Origin of the sequence: Stenotrophomonas sp. YAU14D1_LEIMI4_1 (assembly GCF_003086815.1) — a bacterium.
Taxonomy (GTDB): domain Bacteria; phylum Pseudomonadota; class Gammaproteobacteria; order Xanthomonadales; family Xanthomonadaceae; genus Stenotrophomonas.
In genome coordinates this window covers 90,609-108,783 of the sequence record NZ_CP025997.1, presented here as the reverse complement: position 1 = coordinate 108,783, position 18,175 = coordinate 90,609, and the positions used below count along the sequence as shown (strand labels likewise).

The 18,175-nt window shown below is 67.4% G+C and carries 17 protein-coding genes; 5 read left to right on the top strand and 12 right to left on the bottom strand.

Annotated elements, in window-relative coordinates; genetic code table 11:
• The first annotated feature begins 50 nt into the window (after positions 1-50).
• Both C1932_RS00435 and C1932_RS19745 read left to right on the top strand, forming a co-directional pair.
• Entirely contained in the window at positions 51-920 is an 870-nt protein-coding gene (locus C1932_RS00435; protein ID WP_108760842.1) for a methylglyoxal synthase, read from the top strand.
• A gap of 25 nt (positions 921-945) precedes the next feature.
• Positions 946-1,305 (top strand): hypothetical protein, encoded by a 360-nt coding sequence (locus C1932_RS19745; RefSeq protein ID WP_159094470.1) that lies wholly within the window; start codon positions 946-948, stop codon positions 1,303-1,305.
• Here C1932_RS19745 and C1932_RS00430 read toward each other — a convergent pair.
• Genes C1932_RS00430 through ttcA form a run of 3 tightly spaced genes read right to left on the bottom strand, consistent with a single transcriptional unit; the run spans position 1,251 to position 3,921 of the window.
• Positions 1,251-2,030, bottom strand: coding sequence for a SprT family zinc-dependent metalloprotease (locus tag C1932_RS00430; protein WP_108760841.1), 780 nt, complete (start codon positions 2,028-2,030; stop codon positions 1,251-1,253). The genes C1932_RS19745 and C1932_RS00430 overlap by 55 nt on opposite strands.
• Before the next feature lie 59 nt (positions 2,031-2,089).
• Positions 2,090-2,995: a recombination-associated protein RdgC gene (locus C1932_RS00425; protein WP_108747982.1), complete on the bottom strand. Its 906-nt coding sequence runs from the start codon at positions 2,993-2,995 to the stop codon at positions 2,090-2,092.
• Positions 2,996-3,033: 38 nt separating this feature from the next.
• Positions 3,034-3,921 (bottom strand): tRNA 2-thiocytidine(32) synthetase TtcA, encoded by an 888-nt coding sequence (gene ttcA, locus C1932_RS00420; RefSeq protein WP_199911992.1) that lies wholly within the window; start codon positions 3,919-3,921, stop codon positions 3,034-3,036.
• Positions 3,922-4,012: 91 nt separating this feature from the next.
• Here ttcA and C1932_RS00415 point away from each other — a divergent pair, with 91 nt between their 5' ends.
• Positions 4,013-4,216, top strand: coding sequence for a YdcH family protein (locus C1932_RS00415; RefSeq protein WP_079224582.1), 204 nt, complete (start codon positions 4,013-4,015; stop codon positions 4,214-4,216).
• Positions 4,217-4,314: 98 nt separating this feature from the next.
• Here C1932_RS00415 and plsB read toward each other — a convergent pair whose 3' ends face one another.
• From plsB to C1932_RS00390, 5 genes are all read right to left on the bottom strand, one after another.
• Entirely contained in the window at positions 4,315-6,951 is a 2,637-nt protein-coding gene (plsB, locus tag C1932_RS00410) for a glycerol-3-phosphate 1-O-acyltransferase PlsB (protein WP_108760839.1), read from the bottom strand.
• Positions 6,951-7,910, bottom strand: a complete 960-nt coding sequence (locus C1932_RS00405) for a hypothetical protein (RefSeq protein ID WP_108760838.1) — start codon at positions 7,908-7,910, stop codon at positions 6,951-6,953. Before C1932_RS00405 ends, plsB begins: the two co-directional genes overlap by 1 nt.
• A gap of 316 nt (positions 7,911-8,226) precedes the next feature.
• Positions 8,227-9,042, bottom strand: coding sequence for a serine protease (locus C1932_RS00400; protein ID WP_108760837.1), 816 nt, complete (start codon positions 9,040-9,042; stop codon positions 8,227-8,229).
• A 215-nt stretch (positions 9,043-9,257) separates the two neighbouring features.
• Complete coding sequence (pyrF, locus tag C1932_RS00395; RefSeq protein ID WP_108760836.1) at positions 9,258-9,983, bottom strand: orotidine-5'-phosphate decarboxylase; 726 nt, start codon at positions 9,981-9,983, stop codon at positions 9,258-9,260.
• The gene (locus C1932_RS00390; RefSeq protein ID WP_108760835.1) at positions 9,980-10,903 is read right to left on the bottom strand and encodes a 5'-nucleotidase, lipoprotein e(P4) family; all 924 of its coding nucleotides are present in this window, start codon (positions 10,901-10,903) and stop codon (positions 9,980-9,982) included. The genes pyrF and C1932_RS00390 overlap by 4 nt, the downstream gene beginning before the upstream one ends.
• A gap of 102 nt (positions 10,904-11,005) precedes the next feature.
• On the opposite strand from C1932_RS00390, the gene C1932_RS00385 reads away from it, so the two are divergent.
• Complete coding sequence (locus tag C1932_RS00385; RefSeq protein ID WP_108763300.1) at positions 11,006-11,662, top strand: DUF480 domain-containing protein; 657 nt, start codon at positions 11,006-11,008, stop codon at positions 11,660-11,662.
• Positions 11,663-11,716: 54 nt separating this feature from the next.
• Here the strand turns inward: C1932_RS00385 and C1932_RS00380 are convergent, their stop codons facing one another.
• The 3 genes from C1932_RS00380 to C1932_RS00370 form a co-directional block, all read right to left on the bottom strand.
• Positions 11,717-12,724 carry a DUF4272 domain-containing protein gene (locus C1932_RS00380; protein ID WP_108760834.1) on the bottom strand — a complete coding sequence of 336 codons (1,008 nt, stop codon included), beginning with the start codon at positions 12,722-12,724 and terminating at the stop codon, positions 11,717-11,719.
• A 46-nt stretch (positions 12,725-12,770) separates the two neighbouring features.
• The gene (locus tag C1932_RS00375) at positions 12,771-13,307 is read right to left on the bottom strand and encodes a GNAT family N-acetyltransferase (RefSeq protein WP_108760833.1); all 537 of its coding nucleotides are present in this window, start codon (positions 13,305-13,307) and stop codon (positions 12,771-12,773) included.
• A gap of 141 nt (positions 13,308-13,448) precedes the next feature.
• On the bottom strand, positions 13,449-15,425 hold the full coding sequence (locus C1932_RS00370) for a UvrD-helicase domain-containing protein (protein WP_108760832.1): 1,977 nt from the start codon (positions 15,423-15,425) through the stop codon (positions 13,449-13,451).
• Between the two features lie 101 nt (positions 15,426-15,526).
• Here C1932_RS00370 and C1932_RS00365 point away from each other — a divergent pair, with 101 nt between their 5' ends.
• A complete protein-coding gene (locus C1932_RS00365; protein ID WP_108747968.1) occupies positions 15,527-16,147 on the top strand; it encodes a thymidine kinase in 621 nt (206 codons plus the stop codon).
• 419 nt (positions 16,148-16,566) lie between these two features.
• Here the strand turns inward: C1932_RS00365 and C1932_RS00360 are convergent, their stop codons facing one another.
• On the bottom strand, positions 16,567-18,171 hold the full coding sequence (locus C1932_RS00360) for a glucan biosynthesis protein D (RefSeq protein ID WP_108760831.1): 1,605 nt from the start codon (positions 18,169-18,171) through the stop codon (positions 16,567-16,569).
• Positions 18,172-18,175 lie beyond the last annotated feature (4 nt).

Sequence of the window (18,175 nt, the reverse complement as noted above, 5' to 3'; positions counted from 1 at the left end):
GCGCTGATTGCGACATACACTGCCGCTTCTACCCTCAATCGGAACCCACGATGCGCATCGGCCTGGCCGCCAACCGTCTGCACCACCATGATTCCCGTGCGGCGCTGTTCCGCTGGTTGCGCGCCAGCGAAGCGGGCCTGCGCCAACTGGGCGTGTCGTTGCATGCGGTGGGCCGCACCCACGATGCGATCGAGCGGCATGGCTTCCTGGCCGGTTACGAAGGCCTGCGCCGCTATCCGTACGGTCGCCAGGGCGGACTGATGAAGCTGGTGGCCGAAGTGGTCGGCATGGGCGGCGATCGCGTGCTGGATGGCGCCATCTACCTGATCGATCCGGTCGACCCGTCCTCGGTGTTTCCCGAAGCCACCGCCTTGAAGCGGCAGTGCGTGATCCACGGCAAGCCCTTCATTTCCACGGTGGCCACCGCGCGCGACTGGGTGGAAGTGGAACGCGTGCATGCCGGTCTGGCCGCCGACCCGGGCGCCGATGACCTGCATGCCTTCGGCCAGCAGACGCTGGCGCTGATTGCCCACGATGCGATGAAGCCGGCCATGCTCGCCTTCGCCGATGCGCACTTCGATGTGCTGGCCCGGTTCGGCGAGCGCGTGGCCACCGGCACCACCGGCCAGCGCTTGAACGAACTGGCGTGGAGCCGCGGCTGGCCATCGGATACGCCCTGGGTGACCCGCTACCAGAGCGGGCCGATGGGCGGTGATGCGCAGATTGCCGACCGGGTACTGGAGGGTCTGTGCCAGCGCGCGATCTTCTTCGAGGACCCGCACGTGGCACGCCAGCACGAAGCCGACATCCAGCTGCTGGAACGCGCTGTCACCACCGTGACCGACCAGGCGGTGTGCATCACCGCACCGCAGGTGGCCGCCCGTTGGGCGACCGCAGCCGCAAGGCGCACAGCCCCGTAGAGTCGAGCTTGCTCGACTGGGCGCGGTGTTCGAACCAGGAACCGTCGAGCAAGCTCGACGCTACAACAGCTACATCGCGGTGTTGGAACCAAGAGCCGTCGAGCAAGCTCGACGCTACAACAGCTACATCGCGATGCTTGAACCAGGAGCCGTCGAGCAAGCTCGACGCTACAACAGCAACAGCGCGATGCTTGAACCAGGAGCCGTCGAGCAAGCTCGACGCTACGACAGCAACAGCGCGATGCTTGAACCAGGAGCCGTCGAGCAAGCTCGACGCTACAACAGCTACATCGCGGTGTTGGAACCAAGAGCCGTCGAGCAAGCTCGACGCTACAACAGCTGGCGCAGCATGGCCTTCAACCGGCGGCCTTCCAGCTGGAAGTAGTCGCGCTGCTCGCGCCAGGCCGGGAAGCGCTGTTCTACTTCCTGCCAGAACGCCGGCGAGTGGTTGGCCTGGATCAGGTGGCAGAGCTCGTGCACCAGCACGTACTCGAACGCCGCCGGGCGGCCCAGCACCAGCGCCAGGTCCAGCGCCATGCTGCCATCGGGGGCCAGCGAGCCCCATTGCGAGGACATCACCTTCAGCCGCACGCGGCTGGGCGCGCGCGGCAGGCCCGGCAGGTACTTTGGCAGCCAGCGGCCGACATCGGCGCGGGTCTGCGCCTCGTAGAACTCGCGCAGCAGGCGCCGCAGCGTGGCATCGCCGGCACGGGTCGGCCACTGCACGCAGGCGCCGTGTTCGTCGATCTCCAGCCGGGCGTAGCGGCCTTCCTGCCAGCGTACCGGCAGCAGTTCGCCACGCAGCGGCAACTCGCCGGGCTCACCGGGTTGCAGCGGCGCCGGCAGGCCGTTGTCCTGGTAGACGCGCAGTTGCAGCGCCAGCCAGTCGCGGTGCTGTTCCAGGAAGCGCTCGCCCATCACCAGGCTGGCGCGCGGCGGCAGGGTCAGGCGCGCGCCACGCTCGTCCACGCTCAGCTTGATGCGGCGGGCGCGTGGGTCGCGCACGCGCAGCACCTCGATCTCGGCATCTTCCAGGCGCAGGCGAACGGTATCGCGCTGCACGGTGGCGGGCGGGGTCGTGCCGATCAGGCGGCGCAGCAGGCGGCTCATGTGCCCAGCATAGCGCCGTGCGCGGCCGCCGGATGACCGGCGGCCGACGGGGTGCCTGTTCAGTCAGCCTTGCTGAGCTTGAAGGCCTCTTCCAGCAGCAGGAACAGGCGGCGGATCTCGGCGCTCTGCAGGGCGAAGCGGGCGTCGAACTCGGCGCGGCGGCCGTCTTCGTCGGCGTGCTCCAGCTGGTCCAGGGCGCCGTCGAGGAACTTCAGCTTGCGCACGATCAGATCGTCGCCGATCACGAAGGACAGGTTGTCTTCGAAGATCAGTGCCAGCTTGGTCACCTGCTTGCCGGCATCCAGGTGCTTGTCGATCTCGTCGCAGCGCAGTTCCTGGTGCTGGCACTTCACCACCGCGCCGCCTTCCACCGGGTCCTTCATCTCGCATTCTTCGCCCAGGCTCAGGCCGGTGGGCAGCGGCTCGCCGGCAATCCAGCCGGTCAGGATCGAGCGCGGCGCCACTTCGGCGTTCAGCGGCATGGCCGGGAAGCTGCCCAGCAGGCCGCGGATGTCGGACATGAAGTATTCGCCGGTCTTGCGGCTGGACGTATCCACGACCACGTAGCCGTGCTGCAGATCGATGAACGCGTCATTGCGCGAGGACTTCACGAAGGCGCGCGGCAGCAGTTCGTGCAGCAGGTCGTCCTTCATGCGCTTGCGCTCGCGACCACCCGGGCGGCGGCCTTCCTTCTCTTCGATCTCTTCGAGCTTGCGCTCCAGCAGATCGTTCACCACCGCCGCCGGCAGGATCTTGTCTTCGCCACCCACGGTCAGCCACAGGTGGTCGGCGATGCGGTGCGACAGCTGTTCCTTCTCTTCGCGGCCGAACGGCGAGATGAAGCCACGCGAATTCATTTCCAGCGCGCCCACCGGCTTGAGCAGGGCGTGCGGCAACAGGGTATCGACTTCGGAAAAATCAGTGGCGGTCGGGAAACGGAAGAACGTCAGGTTGCGAAAGAACATGGAATTCCGGAAGGCAAGAGGAAAAAGGACGATTCCGCTCAGGCAGCGGATATCTGTGCGGGTGCGTGGTCATCGGGCGGTGGCGGTGCACTGCCACGGTCCAACGCCATGAAATCAAACAATGCGGGGTCGGCCAGTTGCGAGGGATGCACCTGGCCCATGGCCCGCGCGATCTGGTCGACGCGGCCGGGGTGGTCGATGTCCCACTGCTTCAGCATCAGGCCCACCTGGCGGCGCTGCAGGTTTTCCTGGCTGCCGCACAGGTTGCAGGGAATGATCGGGAACTGGCGTGCCTGTGCATAGGCGACGATGTCGTGCTCGCGCACGTAGGCCAGCGGGCGGATCACCACGTGGCGGCCATCGTCGCTGCGCAGTTTCGGCGGCATGCCGGACAGCTTGGCGTGGTGGAACAGGTTCATGAAGAAGGTGGCTACCATGTCGTCGCGGTGGTGGCCCAGCGCGATGCGGGTGAAGCCGTGCCGTTCGGCATGGGCGTACAGCGCGCCGCGGCGCAGGCGCGAACACAGCGAACACATCGTGCGGCCTTCGGGAATGACCCGGCTGACCACCGAATAGGTGTCCTGTTCGATGATCTGGTACGCCACCCCCAGGCTGGCCAGGTACTGCGGCAGCACGTGTTCGGGGAAGCCCGGCTGCTTCTGGTCCAGGTTCACCGCCACCAGTTCGAACGGCACCGGTGCCTTCTTCTGCAGCTGCAGCAGCAGGTGCAGCAGGGTGTAGCTGTCCTTGCCGCCGGATAGACAGACCATGACCTTGTCGCCGGCGCCGATCATGCCGAAATCGGCGATGGCCTGGCCGACCTGGCGGCGCAGGCGCCGTTCCAGTGCGTCATGCCCGACCGCGCCCACGCGCGCATCGCGCACCGCGCGCGGCACCGGGTCGGGAAGGGAGATCACAGCACTCATGCGCTCCATTCTAACGGCTTGCGGCCGCCCGGACCGGGGGTCGGAATTCCCCTCTCCCGGTCGTCATCATCGCTGTGTATGCTCGCAGACTGTGGACACCTACAGCCCCGCCGAGATCGTCGAACGCCTGGTCGCCCTGCGCGCCGAACACCGCGTGCTGGATGAACAGATCACCCGCATGGCGGCCAATGGCGAGGACGAACTGGAATCCAAGCGCCTGAAGCGGCGCAAGCTGCAGTTGAAAGACTGCATCGCCAAGCTGGAAAGCCTGCAGATTCCCGACGAACCGGCGTAACGGGCCGTTCGGGTTCCCGCCGCTCCTGGTAGGTGCCGACCTTGGTTGGCACGTTACCCATGAGGTTCCCATTCGCCGGGCATGGCCCGGCGCTACCGTCAGGCTTGCGGGGTCGCCTCGTCCGGGCGCGCCGCTTCCGGGCTGACCCGCTCAATGGTGTGGCGCAGCTCGCGGCCCAGGATGAACTTGGCGTCCTTGGCCCAGGCATCCAGCCGCTGGTCGAACACCAGCTTGCTGTTCTCATCCGGCCAGACCAGGCGCAGCTCGCGCAGCTTCTGGATGAAGCCGCGGAACAGGGTCTTGTCGAAGAACTCGGGCGCGGCCGGGGCGTACAGCAGGCTCAGGCGCTGCGCCGCCTGCTGGCACAGGCTTTCCAGTTCCGCAGTACCGAGCACGCCCGGGCCGTTCTTCACCAGCACCGAAATGGTGATGTAGTAGCGCTCGAACGCCTGCTGCAGGGAATGGCCGATCGCGCGCAGGCGGAAGACTTCGTCGGTCTGCCCGGTGTTTCGCGCCAGGATGCCGCCGTCATCGTCATTGATGTTCTGCAGCAGGCCTTCGCGCACGAACACGTCGATGGTCTGTTCGATGCGCCGGGCGAATTCATCTTCGCTCCAGGGCAGGAACAGCTCGGCCTGCAGGAACGGGTACACCGTACGGCCCAGCTGCACCAGGCCGGTGCGGCTCATGCGGCGGTTGTTCTGGAAGCAGCAGGCCACCCACGAGGACGCGGTGAACAGGTGCAGCACGTTGTTGCGGAAGTAGCTGAGCAGCACCGCGGTGTCGCCGCTGACGCTGAGCACGTCACCCAGCGGGTGCTTGATGCGGGTCAGGACGTTGATTTCCTCGGCGTGGGCGATGATGCGCTCCGGCGAGTGCGGGGTCACCGTCACCCGGTCCGAATACGGCATCTCGACCAGCAGGGTCTTGCACAGCTCGATCTGCGCGATCAGGTCGGCCTCGCCCATCGCGTGCTTGGGCGTGGACAGCAGCGCCAACGCCAGCAGGTTGATCGGGTTGACGTCGGCGGCGCCGTTGATGCGCACCTGGATACGCTCGGCCAGGGTATCGACGGTGCTGGACAGCCAGCTCGGCTTCTCGTCTTCCGAGACGGCCTCGCCGTTCCACTCCGGCGCCTTTTCAGCCAGCACGTCGTTCAGCGCGATCGGTTCGCCGAAGTTCACCACCACCTGGCCGTAGTTCTGCTTCAGCACCTTGGGGATGCCCCACAGCAGCTGCCAGATCGATTCCTTTTCCTTCGGCCGCCCGGACAGTTCATCCAGGTAGCTGCCGCCTTCCATCAGCTTTTCATAGCCGATGTAGACCGGCTGGAACAGCACCGGCTTGCGCGGCTGGCGCAGGAAGGCGCGCAGGGTCATGGAGATCATGCCACCCTTGGGCTGCAGCAGGCGCCCGGTACGCGAGCGGCCGCCTTCGACGAAGTATTCGATGGAATAGCCGCCGGCCACCAGCTGCGCCACGTATTCACTCAGCACTGCCGAATACAGCGCGTTGCCGCGGATCGAGCGGCGGATGAAGAACGCACCGCCCTTGCGCAGCAGGGTGCCGACCACCGGCAGGTTCAGGTTGATGCCGGCCACGATGTGCGGCGGCACGATGCCACGGTCGTACAGCAGGTAGGACAGCAGCAGGTAGTCCATGTGGCTGCGGTGGCTGGGCACGTACACCACTTCGTGGCCCGGCGCGGCGGCCTTGAATTTGTCCAGGTGGTGCACCAGCACGCCCGCATAGATGCGGTTCCACACGTGGCTGAGCATGAAGCTGGCCGAGCGCACCACCGGGCTGGAATAGTCCGCGGCGATTTCCCAGGCGTAGGCATGCGCCTTCTTCCAGGCCTCGGCAGGCTTGGAGTTGTCGCGCTTGGCCTGGGCGGCGATGGCTTCGCGCACCGTTTCGGCGGCCAGCACCTGGTCCACCAGCAGACGGCGGGTGGACAGATCCGGGCCGATCACCGATTCACGGATGCGGCGGAAGTGGGTACGCAGCACGCGCTGCAGCTTGCGCACCGTACGCTCGGGCTCCAGGCCCTCGTCCACGGTGGAACGCAGCGAGATCGGCGGGGCGAAGCGCACGATGGTGCTGCGGCCGTTCAGCAGCAGGCCCAGCAGGCGGCGGAAGCGGCCGACCAGCGCCCAGTTTTCCGAGAACAGCACGGCGAACCAGCCGCTCTGCTTGTCCGGCGCGCGGCCGACGAAGATCGAGACCGGCACCAGGTGCACGTCCAGATCGTCGCGCACGCGGTGCGCCTGCAGCACCTTGGCCAGCGAATCGGAATGGGTCTTGGCGCCGCGCTGCTCGGGAATGAGCGAATTGCTGGAGCTGCGCCGCGACAGCGCCAAATAGGCGCGCTTGCGGCCGGTGGGGTCACCGGCCAGCGGCACCAGCGGCGAGGGCAGACCGGCCTGGCGGCAGGCCTTGTCCAGGATCAGCGCGTTGGACAGGCCGTAGTCTTCCAGCACGTAGACCACCGGGCGGCCGTCGTTGTACTGGCCCGGATCTTCCGGTTCGATCTTCAGCGACAGCCACGGTTCCACCAGCCGGCCCAGCAGCCGCGCCCACAACGGGCGGCGGCCCGCGGCACGCGCAGCCGCAGGCGGCGGTACCGGGTTGGGGCCGGTGCCGGTCGAGGGGGACGCCGGCACTGCATCGGCGGGCGTCGTCTGGGATTCTTCGCCGGGGAACGGCAGCGGGTTCTGTTTCGACATCGGCGCCATTATGGCTTAGGCGGCGGTGTTGCCGCTTCCCCGGCCGCGTCCGGGGCCGCCGTGGGTGCCGGTGCGGCGGCCGCGCGCGCGGCATCGGCCTGGCGCAGCAGGGCGTCGGTATCGGCCAGGGTACGGGTCAGGTACCAGTGGCCTTCGCGACGGCTGAGCGGCAACTGCAGGGTCAGGGTGCTGCCGGCCAGTTCGTAGGTCATTCGGACGAGGGCGTTGTCGCCTTGGACCGACAGCAGCTCGCCCTGCAGGCTGCGCAGCGCTTCGTCCACGCCCAGCCCGTAGCTGGCCAGCACGGCCTTCAGGGTGTGGATGAACGGCGCCAGCTGCTGCAGGCTGCCTTCCATGCCGGCCGCACGCAGGCCCTCTTCATCGCCGAAGCCGACCTTGCCGGCGGCACCGACCAGCGCGCTGATGGTGCTGCGCGCCCGCGCACGGTCGCTGATCGGGGCGCTCTGCGCCCACAGAGCCAGGGTCTGCACCAGTTGCACGTAGTGCGCCTGCTGACTGGGCGTGTAGCCCTTCTGGTGCTGCAGGTACTGCACCCCGAAGTTGCCCATCGACTGCGCGGCCTGGCGCACCGCGCTGGCCTGGCCGGCCAGCTGGCGGTCGAAGCTGCGCTGCAGGCGGCTGCCGGCATCGGGCTCGCGCAGGGCCGACAGCATCGGCAGCAACTGGTCACCCAGCGGCAGTTCGGTCAGCGGCCACTGGCTGTGGCCTTCGTCCCAGGCCTGCTGCAGCCGCTGGTATTGGCTGGGCGGTACGGCCAGCTTGGCGTAGCCCACCAGATCATCTTCAGCCAGGCGCTGCGCCATGGCCTGCACCGCAGCGACCGGCTCAGCAGCAGGTGCGACGGCATCTGGGCTGGACTGGCGGCAGGCGGCCACCGCCAGCAGCAGCACGGCCAACAGCCCCCCGTAACGCGCAGACCTTGTTTGCACTGCCCTTGCCACGCTCATGCATTCGGACTCCCCGGACCGGTCCGCATCTTGCGGCCTGCGAGGTGACAGCGGCAAGCCGCACGGTCACGGTTTTCCGCACAGCCCGGGGGCGGATCGCTTCTGCGGGCCGGCAGAAGAGCGCTGACCCCACTGCGCGGGCCTACAAAAAAAGAGCCCGGATCACGGGGATCGCAGGCTCTTCAAGCCGGCACAGGGCCGGAGGACAAGGTGTCGCACGGTTCCGGCACGGAGCCGGATGGCGGGGATGCTACGCCGACCTTCAAGTTCAGGCAATACTTCATGTAACACAAGTTAAATAATTGATTTTATTGACTCAATCCTTCTGCCACACTGCTTCAATGAAATCCACGGCATGTTTTTCGGCGATTCGGGCATAAATGCCGGGATAGTTGGCCAGCGCGCAGCCCTCGCCCCAACTGACGATGCCGAACTGGGTCCAGCCTTCGCGCAGGCGCAGCAGCAACGGTCCGCCGGAATCGCCCTGGCAGCTGTCCATGCCTTCGCGGCCGGCACAGATGACCTTGCCGCGCGACAGCTCGCCGGCGTAGGCCTGCTGGCACTCGGCGAAGGGCACGAACGGCACCTGCACGGTCTGCAGATGGGTGGGGAAGGCGTCGGCGCCGCTTTCGGTGGTGCCCCAGCCGATTACGGTGAAATCGCGGCCGGGCTTGAGGTAGCTGGCATCCGGGCGCAGCCGCAACTGCACCGGTTCGGCGTCGGCCAGTGGCGCGTCCAGCTGGATCAGGGCCACGTCGTGTGCCAGCGCGCTGCCGCTGTTGAACGCCGGGTGCACGTGCAGGGCGCGCACGTTCGAGGGCCGCGGGCTGGCTTCGGTGGACAGCGCGGTGGCGCCGCCCAGCACCGCCAGCGCAGCCGGCTGTGCGCCCTGCACGCAATGGGCGGCGGTCAGGACCCAGGACGGTGAGATCAGCGTGCCGCCGCAGAAGTGACGGTCGTAGTCGGTATCGCCGTAGGACAGCCCCTGCAGGCTGACCATGAACGGGTACTGGCCCGGCTGGGCGCTTTCGCCGCCGATGATGCGCGGCGTTTCGCGTGGTGCTGGCGCCGCGCTGGCGGTGCTGGACGCGGCGAGCAGGCCGGCCAGCAGGAACAGGGTATTGCGATCCATGTAGGTGTACTCCCTTCATCGTGAGTGGGCCGGCAGCGAGAAGCCGTGCCGGTTCACCGATTGGGAAGCACAGCGGCGCGCCGTTGCGCCTACCCGCGCACAGTTTTCGCCGCTGGGGATGCTTGCGACAGGATCATCCGCACAAATGCGAACGCCATCCCACGGTGGATGGGATGGCGTTCGGGGTGCGGCCGTGCGGTACGTCGCCGGCAGGCTCAGCGGGCAGCCAGAGCCGCCACGATTTCCTGCTGGATGGCACGCGCAGCGGCCTGCGGATCGGCCGCCAGCCGGATCGGGCGGCCGACCACGATGGCGTCGGCGCCGTCGGCGAAGGCCTGGGCCACGCCCACCGTGCGCTTCTGGTCATCGCCGACCGGGCCGCCGGGGCGGATGCCCGGGCAGACGATCGAGAACCCGGCACCGGTGGCGGCGCGGATCGGACCGGCTTCCTGGCCCGAGGCGATTACCCCGTCGATGCCGGCTGCCTGGGCGGCCAGCGCGCGCTCGACCACCACGTCCACCGGTTCGCGGTCGATACCCATCTGCGCCAGGTCCGCACGGCCCATCGAGGTCAGCACGGTCACCGCCAGCAGGCGCATGTCGCTGCTGTTGGCGGCCGCGCAGGCTTCCATCATGGCCGGGTGCCAACCGTGGATGGTGGCGTAGCTGACCGGCCACTGCGACAGGCGCTTGATCACCGCAGCGGCGGTGGCCGGAATATCGAAGAACTTCAGGTCGACGAACACGCGCTTGTCGCGGCGGGCCAGTTCGTCGAGCACCTGGAAGTACTCGCCGGAGGCCAGCAGTTCCATGCCGATCTTGTAGAACGCCACGCTGTTGCCCAAGCGGTCCACCCACTCCAGCGCCTGCACGCGGTCGGGCACGTCCAGAGCGAAGATCAGGTGCTCGTCAGCGCGCAGCGGCAGGGGTGCGCGGCTCACGGTGCGTAGTCCAGCGCGGCGCGCTTGGCATCATGGCGGGCCTGGCGCGACTGGCTGTAATCGTTGTTGAACTGGGCCGGCTCGAAACCGCCGTAGGTCGGGTTCGGCAGCATCCACCAGCGCTCGCCGAACCAGTCGTGGTACTGCTGCAGCAGCGCGTCACGGCCTTCGTTGGTGTTGGCGGTCACTTCGACGAAATCGCCCAGCTGGTCGCCGAACTGCATCAGCACGCGGTACTTCTGCCCGGCCAGCCGGCGGCGGCAGTTCTTCTCGCTGCCGGCCTGCTCGCAGCCTTCCACCACGGTGCCCAGGCCCAGGAACACGCTGTCATCGGCCACCGGCAGGCCCTGCTCGCGCAGGTTGGCCAGGGTCGCGTCCTTCAGGTGCACGGCGCGGTTGGAGATGTACAGCAGGGTCACGCCCTTGGCGTTGGCGGCCTTGGCGAAATCGACAACGCCGGGAATGGCCTTGGCCTTCTTTTCGGCCACCCACTGGTCCCAGCTCAGCTCGTCGTACTCCTTGCCATCGCGCACCAGGCGCGCCTGGTAGGGCGAGTTGTCCAGCACGGTTTCATCCAGGTCGAGCACCACCGCCGGCTTCAGGCCCTTGGCATCGTTGCCGCGCTCTTCCGGCACCAGGGCGTCCCAATGGGCTTCCTTCAGCGCCACGTCCAGGTGGTCGGCGGCGGCGCGGTAGGTCTGCTCGGTGATCGCCTTGTATTCCTGCGCACGCTGCATCCACAGCACCGCATTGAGGTTGTCGTTGGCGGTGGCATCGGGCGCGCCTTCTGCCTTGACAGTGGCGGCCGCAGCCTCTGGGGCGGCGGCTTCAGCGGCAGGCGCCTCCACGCGCTTGCAGGCGGACAGGCCGAGCGCCGCAGTGGCGAGCAGGCTCAGGGACAGGGCAACGGGACGACGCATCAGGATTCACCGGCATTCAGATATACCGGCCCATTTTACCGGCAAAGACGCCAACGGGGCCGCTATGCTTCCCGGTTCACCCGTTGCGTGCTGCAGGCTGCCATGACCGATTCCGCCCCGACCCCCGACGTTCCCCTGCTCGACGCCATCCAGGCCCGCCTGCTGGGCTGCCTGGTGGAGAAGGAGGCGACCACGCCGGACACCTATCCGCTGACAGTGAATGCTGCGCAGTCGGCGGCCAACCAGAAGACCGCCCGCGAGCCAGTGATGAACGTCGATGCCGGCAGCGTGCAGCACGCCCTGCGCCAGCTGGAGACGCTGGGCCTGGCCCGCCAGCACTTCTCTTCGCGCGCCGACCGCTACGAGCACCGCCTGCAGGCCGCGCTGGACCTGACCCGCCAGCAGACCGTGCTGCTGGCCATGCTGCTGCTGCGTGGGCCGCAGACCCTGGGTGAACTGGTGACGCGCAGCGAACGCCTGCACCGTTTCGCCGACACCGACGAGGCCCGGCATGCCATCGAACGCCTGCAGCAGCGTGGCCTGCTGCTGGTGCTGCCGCGCGCCAGCGGCCAGCGCGAAGACCGCTACATGCATCTGCTGTGCGGTGAAGTGGATGGCGCGGCACTGGCGGCGAAATACGCCGGCAGCGGCGGTGCCAGCAGTCCCGCCGGCGCCGCCCCGGACCTGCTGGCCCGGGTGGAGCAGCTGGAGGCCACCGTGGCAGAACTGCAGGCGCAGCTGGCGGAACTGCGCGGCTGAGAGGGTGGGTGCCCATACCAGCGAGGGCGGCCTGACCGCCCTCGCCCTGCAGACTCAGGTCGGCGTATCGACGTCGTCCCAGTCGGCCTGTTCAAAGCAGAACAACCAGTTCAGCGCGTAGTGGCGCTCGTAGATCACGCCGCCCTCCAGCGCACCGGGCATCGGTGCACCTTGGCGCTGGGCCTCACGCGCAGCCCAGTGCAGGCGGTAGTGCAGATCCAGCGCATCCAGCAGCTCGGCGGTATCGCGCAGGGCCGCAGGCTCGCTGCCACTGTCAGCCTTCTGCAGCAAGGCGCCCACCACATCCGGCACGGCACAGGTCGCCTGCGGCCACGGCAACACCTCGGACAGGCCCAGCGCCCACAGCAGCACGGCCAGACTCTCGTAGCGCCAGCCAAACGGCAGAGCCGCCTCGGCGTCCCCGTGCGCGATGAAGGCGGCCTCGGCCGGGCTCAGGGCCTCGGGCAACGCCGGCAGACGCTCGGCAAGTTCGGCCAGGCTCAACGGTGGTTCACCGGACTGCAGGGCCTCGGCGCGCAGCGCGCAGGCAAGCAGCGCCTGCGCTCTGGCCCAGACCTGGGCAGGCGCGCGCAGCTGTGCCTCGGCCGCGCCCACCACGGGTGGCAATGACGGCGGGACACGCAGCTCATGGGCCTGCAGCTGCTCTTGGCTGCGCGCACGGCGCTGCCCGGCATCGGCGGGATAGGGCACCTGCGCCTGCGGATCGGGCGCTTCACCCAACAGCACCTTGCCGGCCGGATCGCGGACGCTGCCATCTTCCAGGAAGCACACGGCGTTGGCCTGGAGCAGCCAAGGCTGCAACGCCCCAAGATCGGCTTCGGCCAGCTCGAACAGATAGTGCTGGCGCACGCGCTGCACGTGCCGCATCAGGTGATAGCGCGCGGCGGTCATCTGCCCGTCGCCATGGCCCAGCACGTAGTTGACGAAGCCGCCCAGGTGCGGGGCCAGTGCGGGGTCATCAAGACCACGGACATTGGCAGCGTCGGCCTGGGGTGGCGGTGCCAGTACGTGGCCGAGGGTGGAATACGCGTTGATCAGCATCGGAGCATCCGTGCAGGAAAACAGACCTGCACCTTACCCCACGGGCTCATGCTGGCTGTTGAACCGCCGCCGCCCCCGGGGTGGCGTACAACCGGCTCGCGCTGTCCACGTTCGGCAGCTGGATCACGCCGCGCTCGTGCATGCCCAGTCCCAGCAGGATCCGCCCGGAGGCCACGTTGTCCAGGTCGGTGATGCCGTACAGATCCTCGATGTCCAGCTCCGCACGCGCATGCGTGAACACCGCCCGCGCTGCCTCGCTGGCATAGCCCTGCCCCGCGAATTCCGACAGCACCGCATAGCCAATATCCGGTCCCGGCAGGCCATCACGCCGCACCAGGCCGGCATTGCCCAGCCAGGCGCCATCGGACAGCCGCTCGATGGCGTACATGCCGAACCCGTTCAACGCATAGCTGTGCAGCACCCGCAGCGCGATGTACTCGCGCGACTGTTCCTCACTGCGCACGTTGCGGTCACCGATGAAGCGCAGGAAGCCGGGATCGTTGAGTAGTGCCAGCATCGGCGCCGCATCGCGATCCGGCTCGAGGGCGCGCAGGCGCAGGCGTTCGCTTTCGATGGGGTGCATGCGCAGACCTGTTGAGGGCGAGGCCTGATTGTAGGGCGATGTGCCGGGGTCGGATCCCTTCGCGGAGCGAAGGGCTCTGACCCCTGTCAGGCCGGTGCTGGGGTCAGAGCCCTTCCCTGCGGGAAGGGATCCGACCCCGGGTCAGTCGAACAGCGCCTCGATCGCGGCCAGTCCCGCGCTGGCGCGCTCTTTCTTGCGCGCTGCATCGGCCACCGGATCGGCACCATCGCGCTGGATTTCCTCGGCCGGAATTTCCTCGAAGAACCGGCTCGGCTTCAAGCGCACATGCTCGCCGAACTTGCGGGTCAGTTTGCTGTAACTCATCCACAGCTGGATCTTGGCGCGGGTGATGGCGACGTACAGCAGGCGACGTTCTTCCTGCAGGTTGCCTTCGTCCAGGCTGACCTGGTGCGGCAGCACGCCGTCCTCGCAGCCGACGATGAAGACATAGGGGAATTCCAGGCCCTTGGACGCATGCATGGTCATCATGCGGACCTGGTTGCCGCCCTCGTCCTTGTCGCTGCGCGAGAGCAGCGCCAGCTGGCCGGCCAGGTCGGCGGCGGTGGCACCGCGGGGGCCACCCTCGAACCACTGCGCCAGTTCCTCGATGTTGTTGGCACGGCGCTGGTAGCTGGCCTCTTCCTTGGCCTGCTGGCGCAGTTCGCTCAGCAACCCCGATTCCTTGGCTACCTTGCGGATCATGTCGCCGGAGGTGATCTGGCGGGTCTGCGCACGCAGGTCGCGCAGGATGTCGGTGAAGCGCGCCAGGCTGTTGGCCGCGCGCGGCGGCAACTGCTGCAGCGCGCCGATCGATTCGGCGGCGTGCGCCATCGGGATATCTTTTTCCTGCGCCAGCTCGGCCAGCTTGGCCAGCGTGCCGGCACCGACGTCGCGCTTGGGCGACTGCACCGCGCGCATGAACGCGGTGTCGTCGTCCGGGTTCACCAGCAGCCGCAGCCAGGCCAGCGTGTCCTTCACTTCCTGGCGTTCCAGGAACATGGTGCCACCGGTCAGGTGGTAGGGAATGCGCAGCAGCTGCATCGCCTTTTCCAGCGGACGCGACTGGAAATTGCCGCGGAACAGGATGCAGAAATCACTCCACGGCACCTTGCGCGACTGCGCAACGAAGGCGATCTCTGCGGCGACCTTTTCTGCTTCGTGTTCGCTGTTGCGGCATTCCCATACGCGGATGCGCTCGCCGTCGGCCTGGTCGCTCCACAGCTTCTTCAGGTGTTCGTGCGGGTTGTTGGCAATGAGCGCATTGGCCGCGCGCAGCACGCGGTTGGAGCAGCGGTAGTTCTGCTCCAGCTTGATGATTTCCAGCGCGGGATAGTCGCGCCCCATCTGCTGCAGGTTTTCCGGGTTTGCGCCACGCCAGGCGTAGATCGACTGGTCATCGTCTCCCACGCAGGTGAAGTTGCCCTTTTCGCCGGCCAGCTGCTTCAGCAGCCGGTACTGCGCATCGTTGGTGTCCTGGCATTCGTCCACCAGCAGGTAGCCGATGCGCTCGCGCCAGGCCACAGCGATATCCGGGTTCTCTTCCAGCACCTGCACCGGCAGGCGGATCAGGTCATCGAAGTCCACCGCGTTGAAGGCGGTCAGGCGCAGCTGGTAGCGCTCGTAGACGCTGGCCGCTTCCTTTTCACGGTTGCTGCGTGCGGCGGCCATCGCCTGTTCGGGCGACAGGCCGGCATTCTTCGCGCGCGACACCAGGTTCTTCATGTCCTCGATGTCATCGGGCTTGGCGCCGGACATCAGGTCCTTGATCTGCGCGGCGGCATCGTCGGCGTCGAAGATCGAGAAGCCACGCTTCAGGCCCACCGCCGCGTGTTCGATCTGCAGGAACTTCAGGCCCAGGGCGTGGAAGGTGCAGATGGTCACCTCGTCGGCATCCTGTTCGCGCAGGCGCTTGGCCACGCGCTCGCGCATTTCCTTGGCCGACTTGTTGGTGAAGGTGATCGCCGCGATGCGGCGCGCGGGGTAGCGCCCGCAGCCGATCAGGTGGGCGATCTTTTCGACGATCACGCGCGTCTTGCCACTGCCCGCACCGGCCAGCACCAGCAGGGGGCCTTCGATGTGCAGGACGGCGGCGGCTTGGGGGGGATTGAGACCGTGCATTGGAAGGGGATTGTAGCGGCCCCGGGTGACGGCCACAGCCGCCGACCGGCAGGGATGCTGAACGGCTTCGGCCGGCGGGGGCTGCGGCGTACAATCGGCCGATGGCCAAGCTCTATTTCTATTATTCGGCGATGAACGCCGGCAAGACCACCACCCTGCTGCAGAGCGCGCACAACTACCGCGAGCGCGGCATGCGGGTGGCGATCCTGACCCCGCGCCTGGACGACCGCGCCGGCGCCGGGGTGGTGGCCTCGCGCATCGGCCTGCGTGCCGACGGCATGGCCTTCGAACGCGATACCGACCTGCAGCAGTGGGTGCAGCAGGATCTGGCGGCCAACGGACCTTTGGGATGTGTGCTGGTGGACGAAGCGCAGTTCCTCAGCCGCGCCCAGGTCTGGCAGCTCAGCGAGGTGGTGGACCAGCTGCGCATTCCGGTGCTGTGCTACGGCCTGCGCACCGATTTCCGCGGCGAGCTGTTCGAGGGCAGCCAGTACCTGCTGGCCTGGGCCGACGAGATGCAGGAGATCAAGACGATCTGCCACAGCGGCAAGAAGGCCACGATGACCGTGCGCGTGGACGAACATGGCCACGCGGTGCAGGACGGCCCGCAGGTGGAGATCGGCGGCAACGACCGCTACGTGTCGGTCAGCCGCGCCGAGTTCAAGAAGATCACCCGTGGCGAAGGGCGGATCGAACCGATGCAGGCCCCGCTGCCGTTGTAAGGGGTGGGGTCTTTTGCAGTGCTTGCAGCCCTGCACCTGCTTTGGAGCAACAGCAACAGCAACGGCCAAAGCCAAAGCGGCATTCGGTGGGTTGGCGGGGCGGTGTCGGAGTGCGGGGACGCCGTTAAACCCGTCCATGGGGGCCCTGACAGGTTCACGCGGCTGTTGGTAGGTGTCGACCTTGGTCGACACCCGCCAGAGCAGAACGCCGTTCCGACAGATCGCGGGAAACTGTCGAAGGCGGGGTGGGTTCGGTTGAGGGGGCGTGAGCCGCATGGATGCGGCGACCGAGCTTACAGGGACGTACTTGCAGCGTCCCCCTCAACCGGACCCACCCCGCCATCCCACGGAATGCAGGCCTTTGACGTTGACGTTGATTGAAGCGGGTGCAGGGCTGCAAGCCCTGCAAACCAGCCCCCTCAGTACAGCGTGCGCTCGGGTGCGCCGGCCGGCGGCGGGGTGTACTGGTATAGCCAGGTCTCGGTCAGGGTCTTGCCGCCGCTGCGCAGGTACAGGCGGATGTCGATCTGCTCGCTGCTGCCCTCCGGCGGCACCAGGTCGAACATCGCCCGGTACCCCTTGATCTCGCGCAGCGGGCGCGCCGAAACAATCTCGACCCGACCACGGCTGGTTTCCACCACCGCTTCCACGTCGGCCTTGTCGATCAGCCCAGCCAGTTCGCCGCCTTCGAAATCCACCGCGAAGCGCCAGCTGAAGTACTCGCGCTTCTTGCCGATGATGCCGCCCAGGCCGGTACGGCTGGCCACGCAGTGCGCCACCGGCGGGCGCGCCGGCGGTTCGGCGCCCCAGTACAGACGGTAGCCGATCAGCAGTTCCTGCCCGGCTTGGGGCTTTTCCTTCGGGTTCCAGAACGCGACGATATTGTCGAAGGTTTCATCCACGGTGGGAATTTCCACCAGCTGCACCGAACCTTCGCCCCATTCGCCCTTCGGCTCCACCCACAGGCACGGGCGCTTCTCGTAGAACACGCCGTCGTCCTGGTAATGGTCGAAGTTGCGGTCGCGCTGCAGCAGGCCGAAGCCGCGCGGGTTGCGGTCCACGAACATGTTGAAGCGCAGGTTGCGCGGGTTCAGCAGCGGCCGCCAGATCCATTCGCCCGACCCGGTCCACAGTGACAGGCCGTCGGTATCGTGGATTTCCGGGCGCCAGTCCCAGCCCATGCGGCGGTCGTTCTCGCCCACCTGGTACATGCTGGTGCAGGGCGCGATGCCCAGCCGCTCGATCGCCTTGCGCGGGTACAGGGCGCTGTCGATGTCCATCAGCAACACGTCGCCGTTGGTGATGGCAAAGCGGTAGGCGCCGGTCACGCTGGGCGAATCCAGCAGGCCATACACCACCAGGGTGTTGGAATCGGCCGCCGGCTGTTCCAGGTAGTAGGCGATGAAATCGGGGAATTCTTCCGGCTTGCCCATGCCGGTGTCGATGGCCAGGCCACGCGCGGACTGGCCGTACTGGCCCTCCTTGCCGACGGCGCGGAAGTAGCTGGCGCCGAGAAAGGCGGCGAAATCGCGGTCGGTGTCGGTGCGGGTGTTAAGGCGGAAACCGGCGAACCCCAGGTCGGCGGGCAGTTCACCGTTCTTGATGCCGCTCTTGCCGTAGTTGAACGCCGCGCCGTCGTAGGCCAGTTCCTGTGCCTTGCCATCGACCACGTCGAACATGCGCACCGGCGAATGGAAGTACAGGCCCAGGTGGAAGAACTTGGCCTGGAACCGGCCCGGCTGGTCGGCCCACAGCGCGTGGTCCTGGCGGTAGCCGATCGACTGGTACTGGTCCCAGTCCAGCCCTTCCAGCCGGCCCGGCAGCACGCGCTTGTGGCTCTTGTAGGGGGCCTGGGCCAAGGCACGGGCCTGGCCCTTCAGGGTGGCGAAATCGAACGGCTGCGGCTGGCCCAGGCGACGCAGGCCCAGCTGGCCGCTCTTGCCGGCCGCGCAGGCAGGCAGGGCAGGCAGGCCGAACGCAGCCAGGGCAAGGGAGGCATTGCGGAGGAAATCGCGACGTTGCATGCAG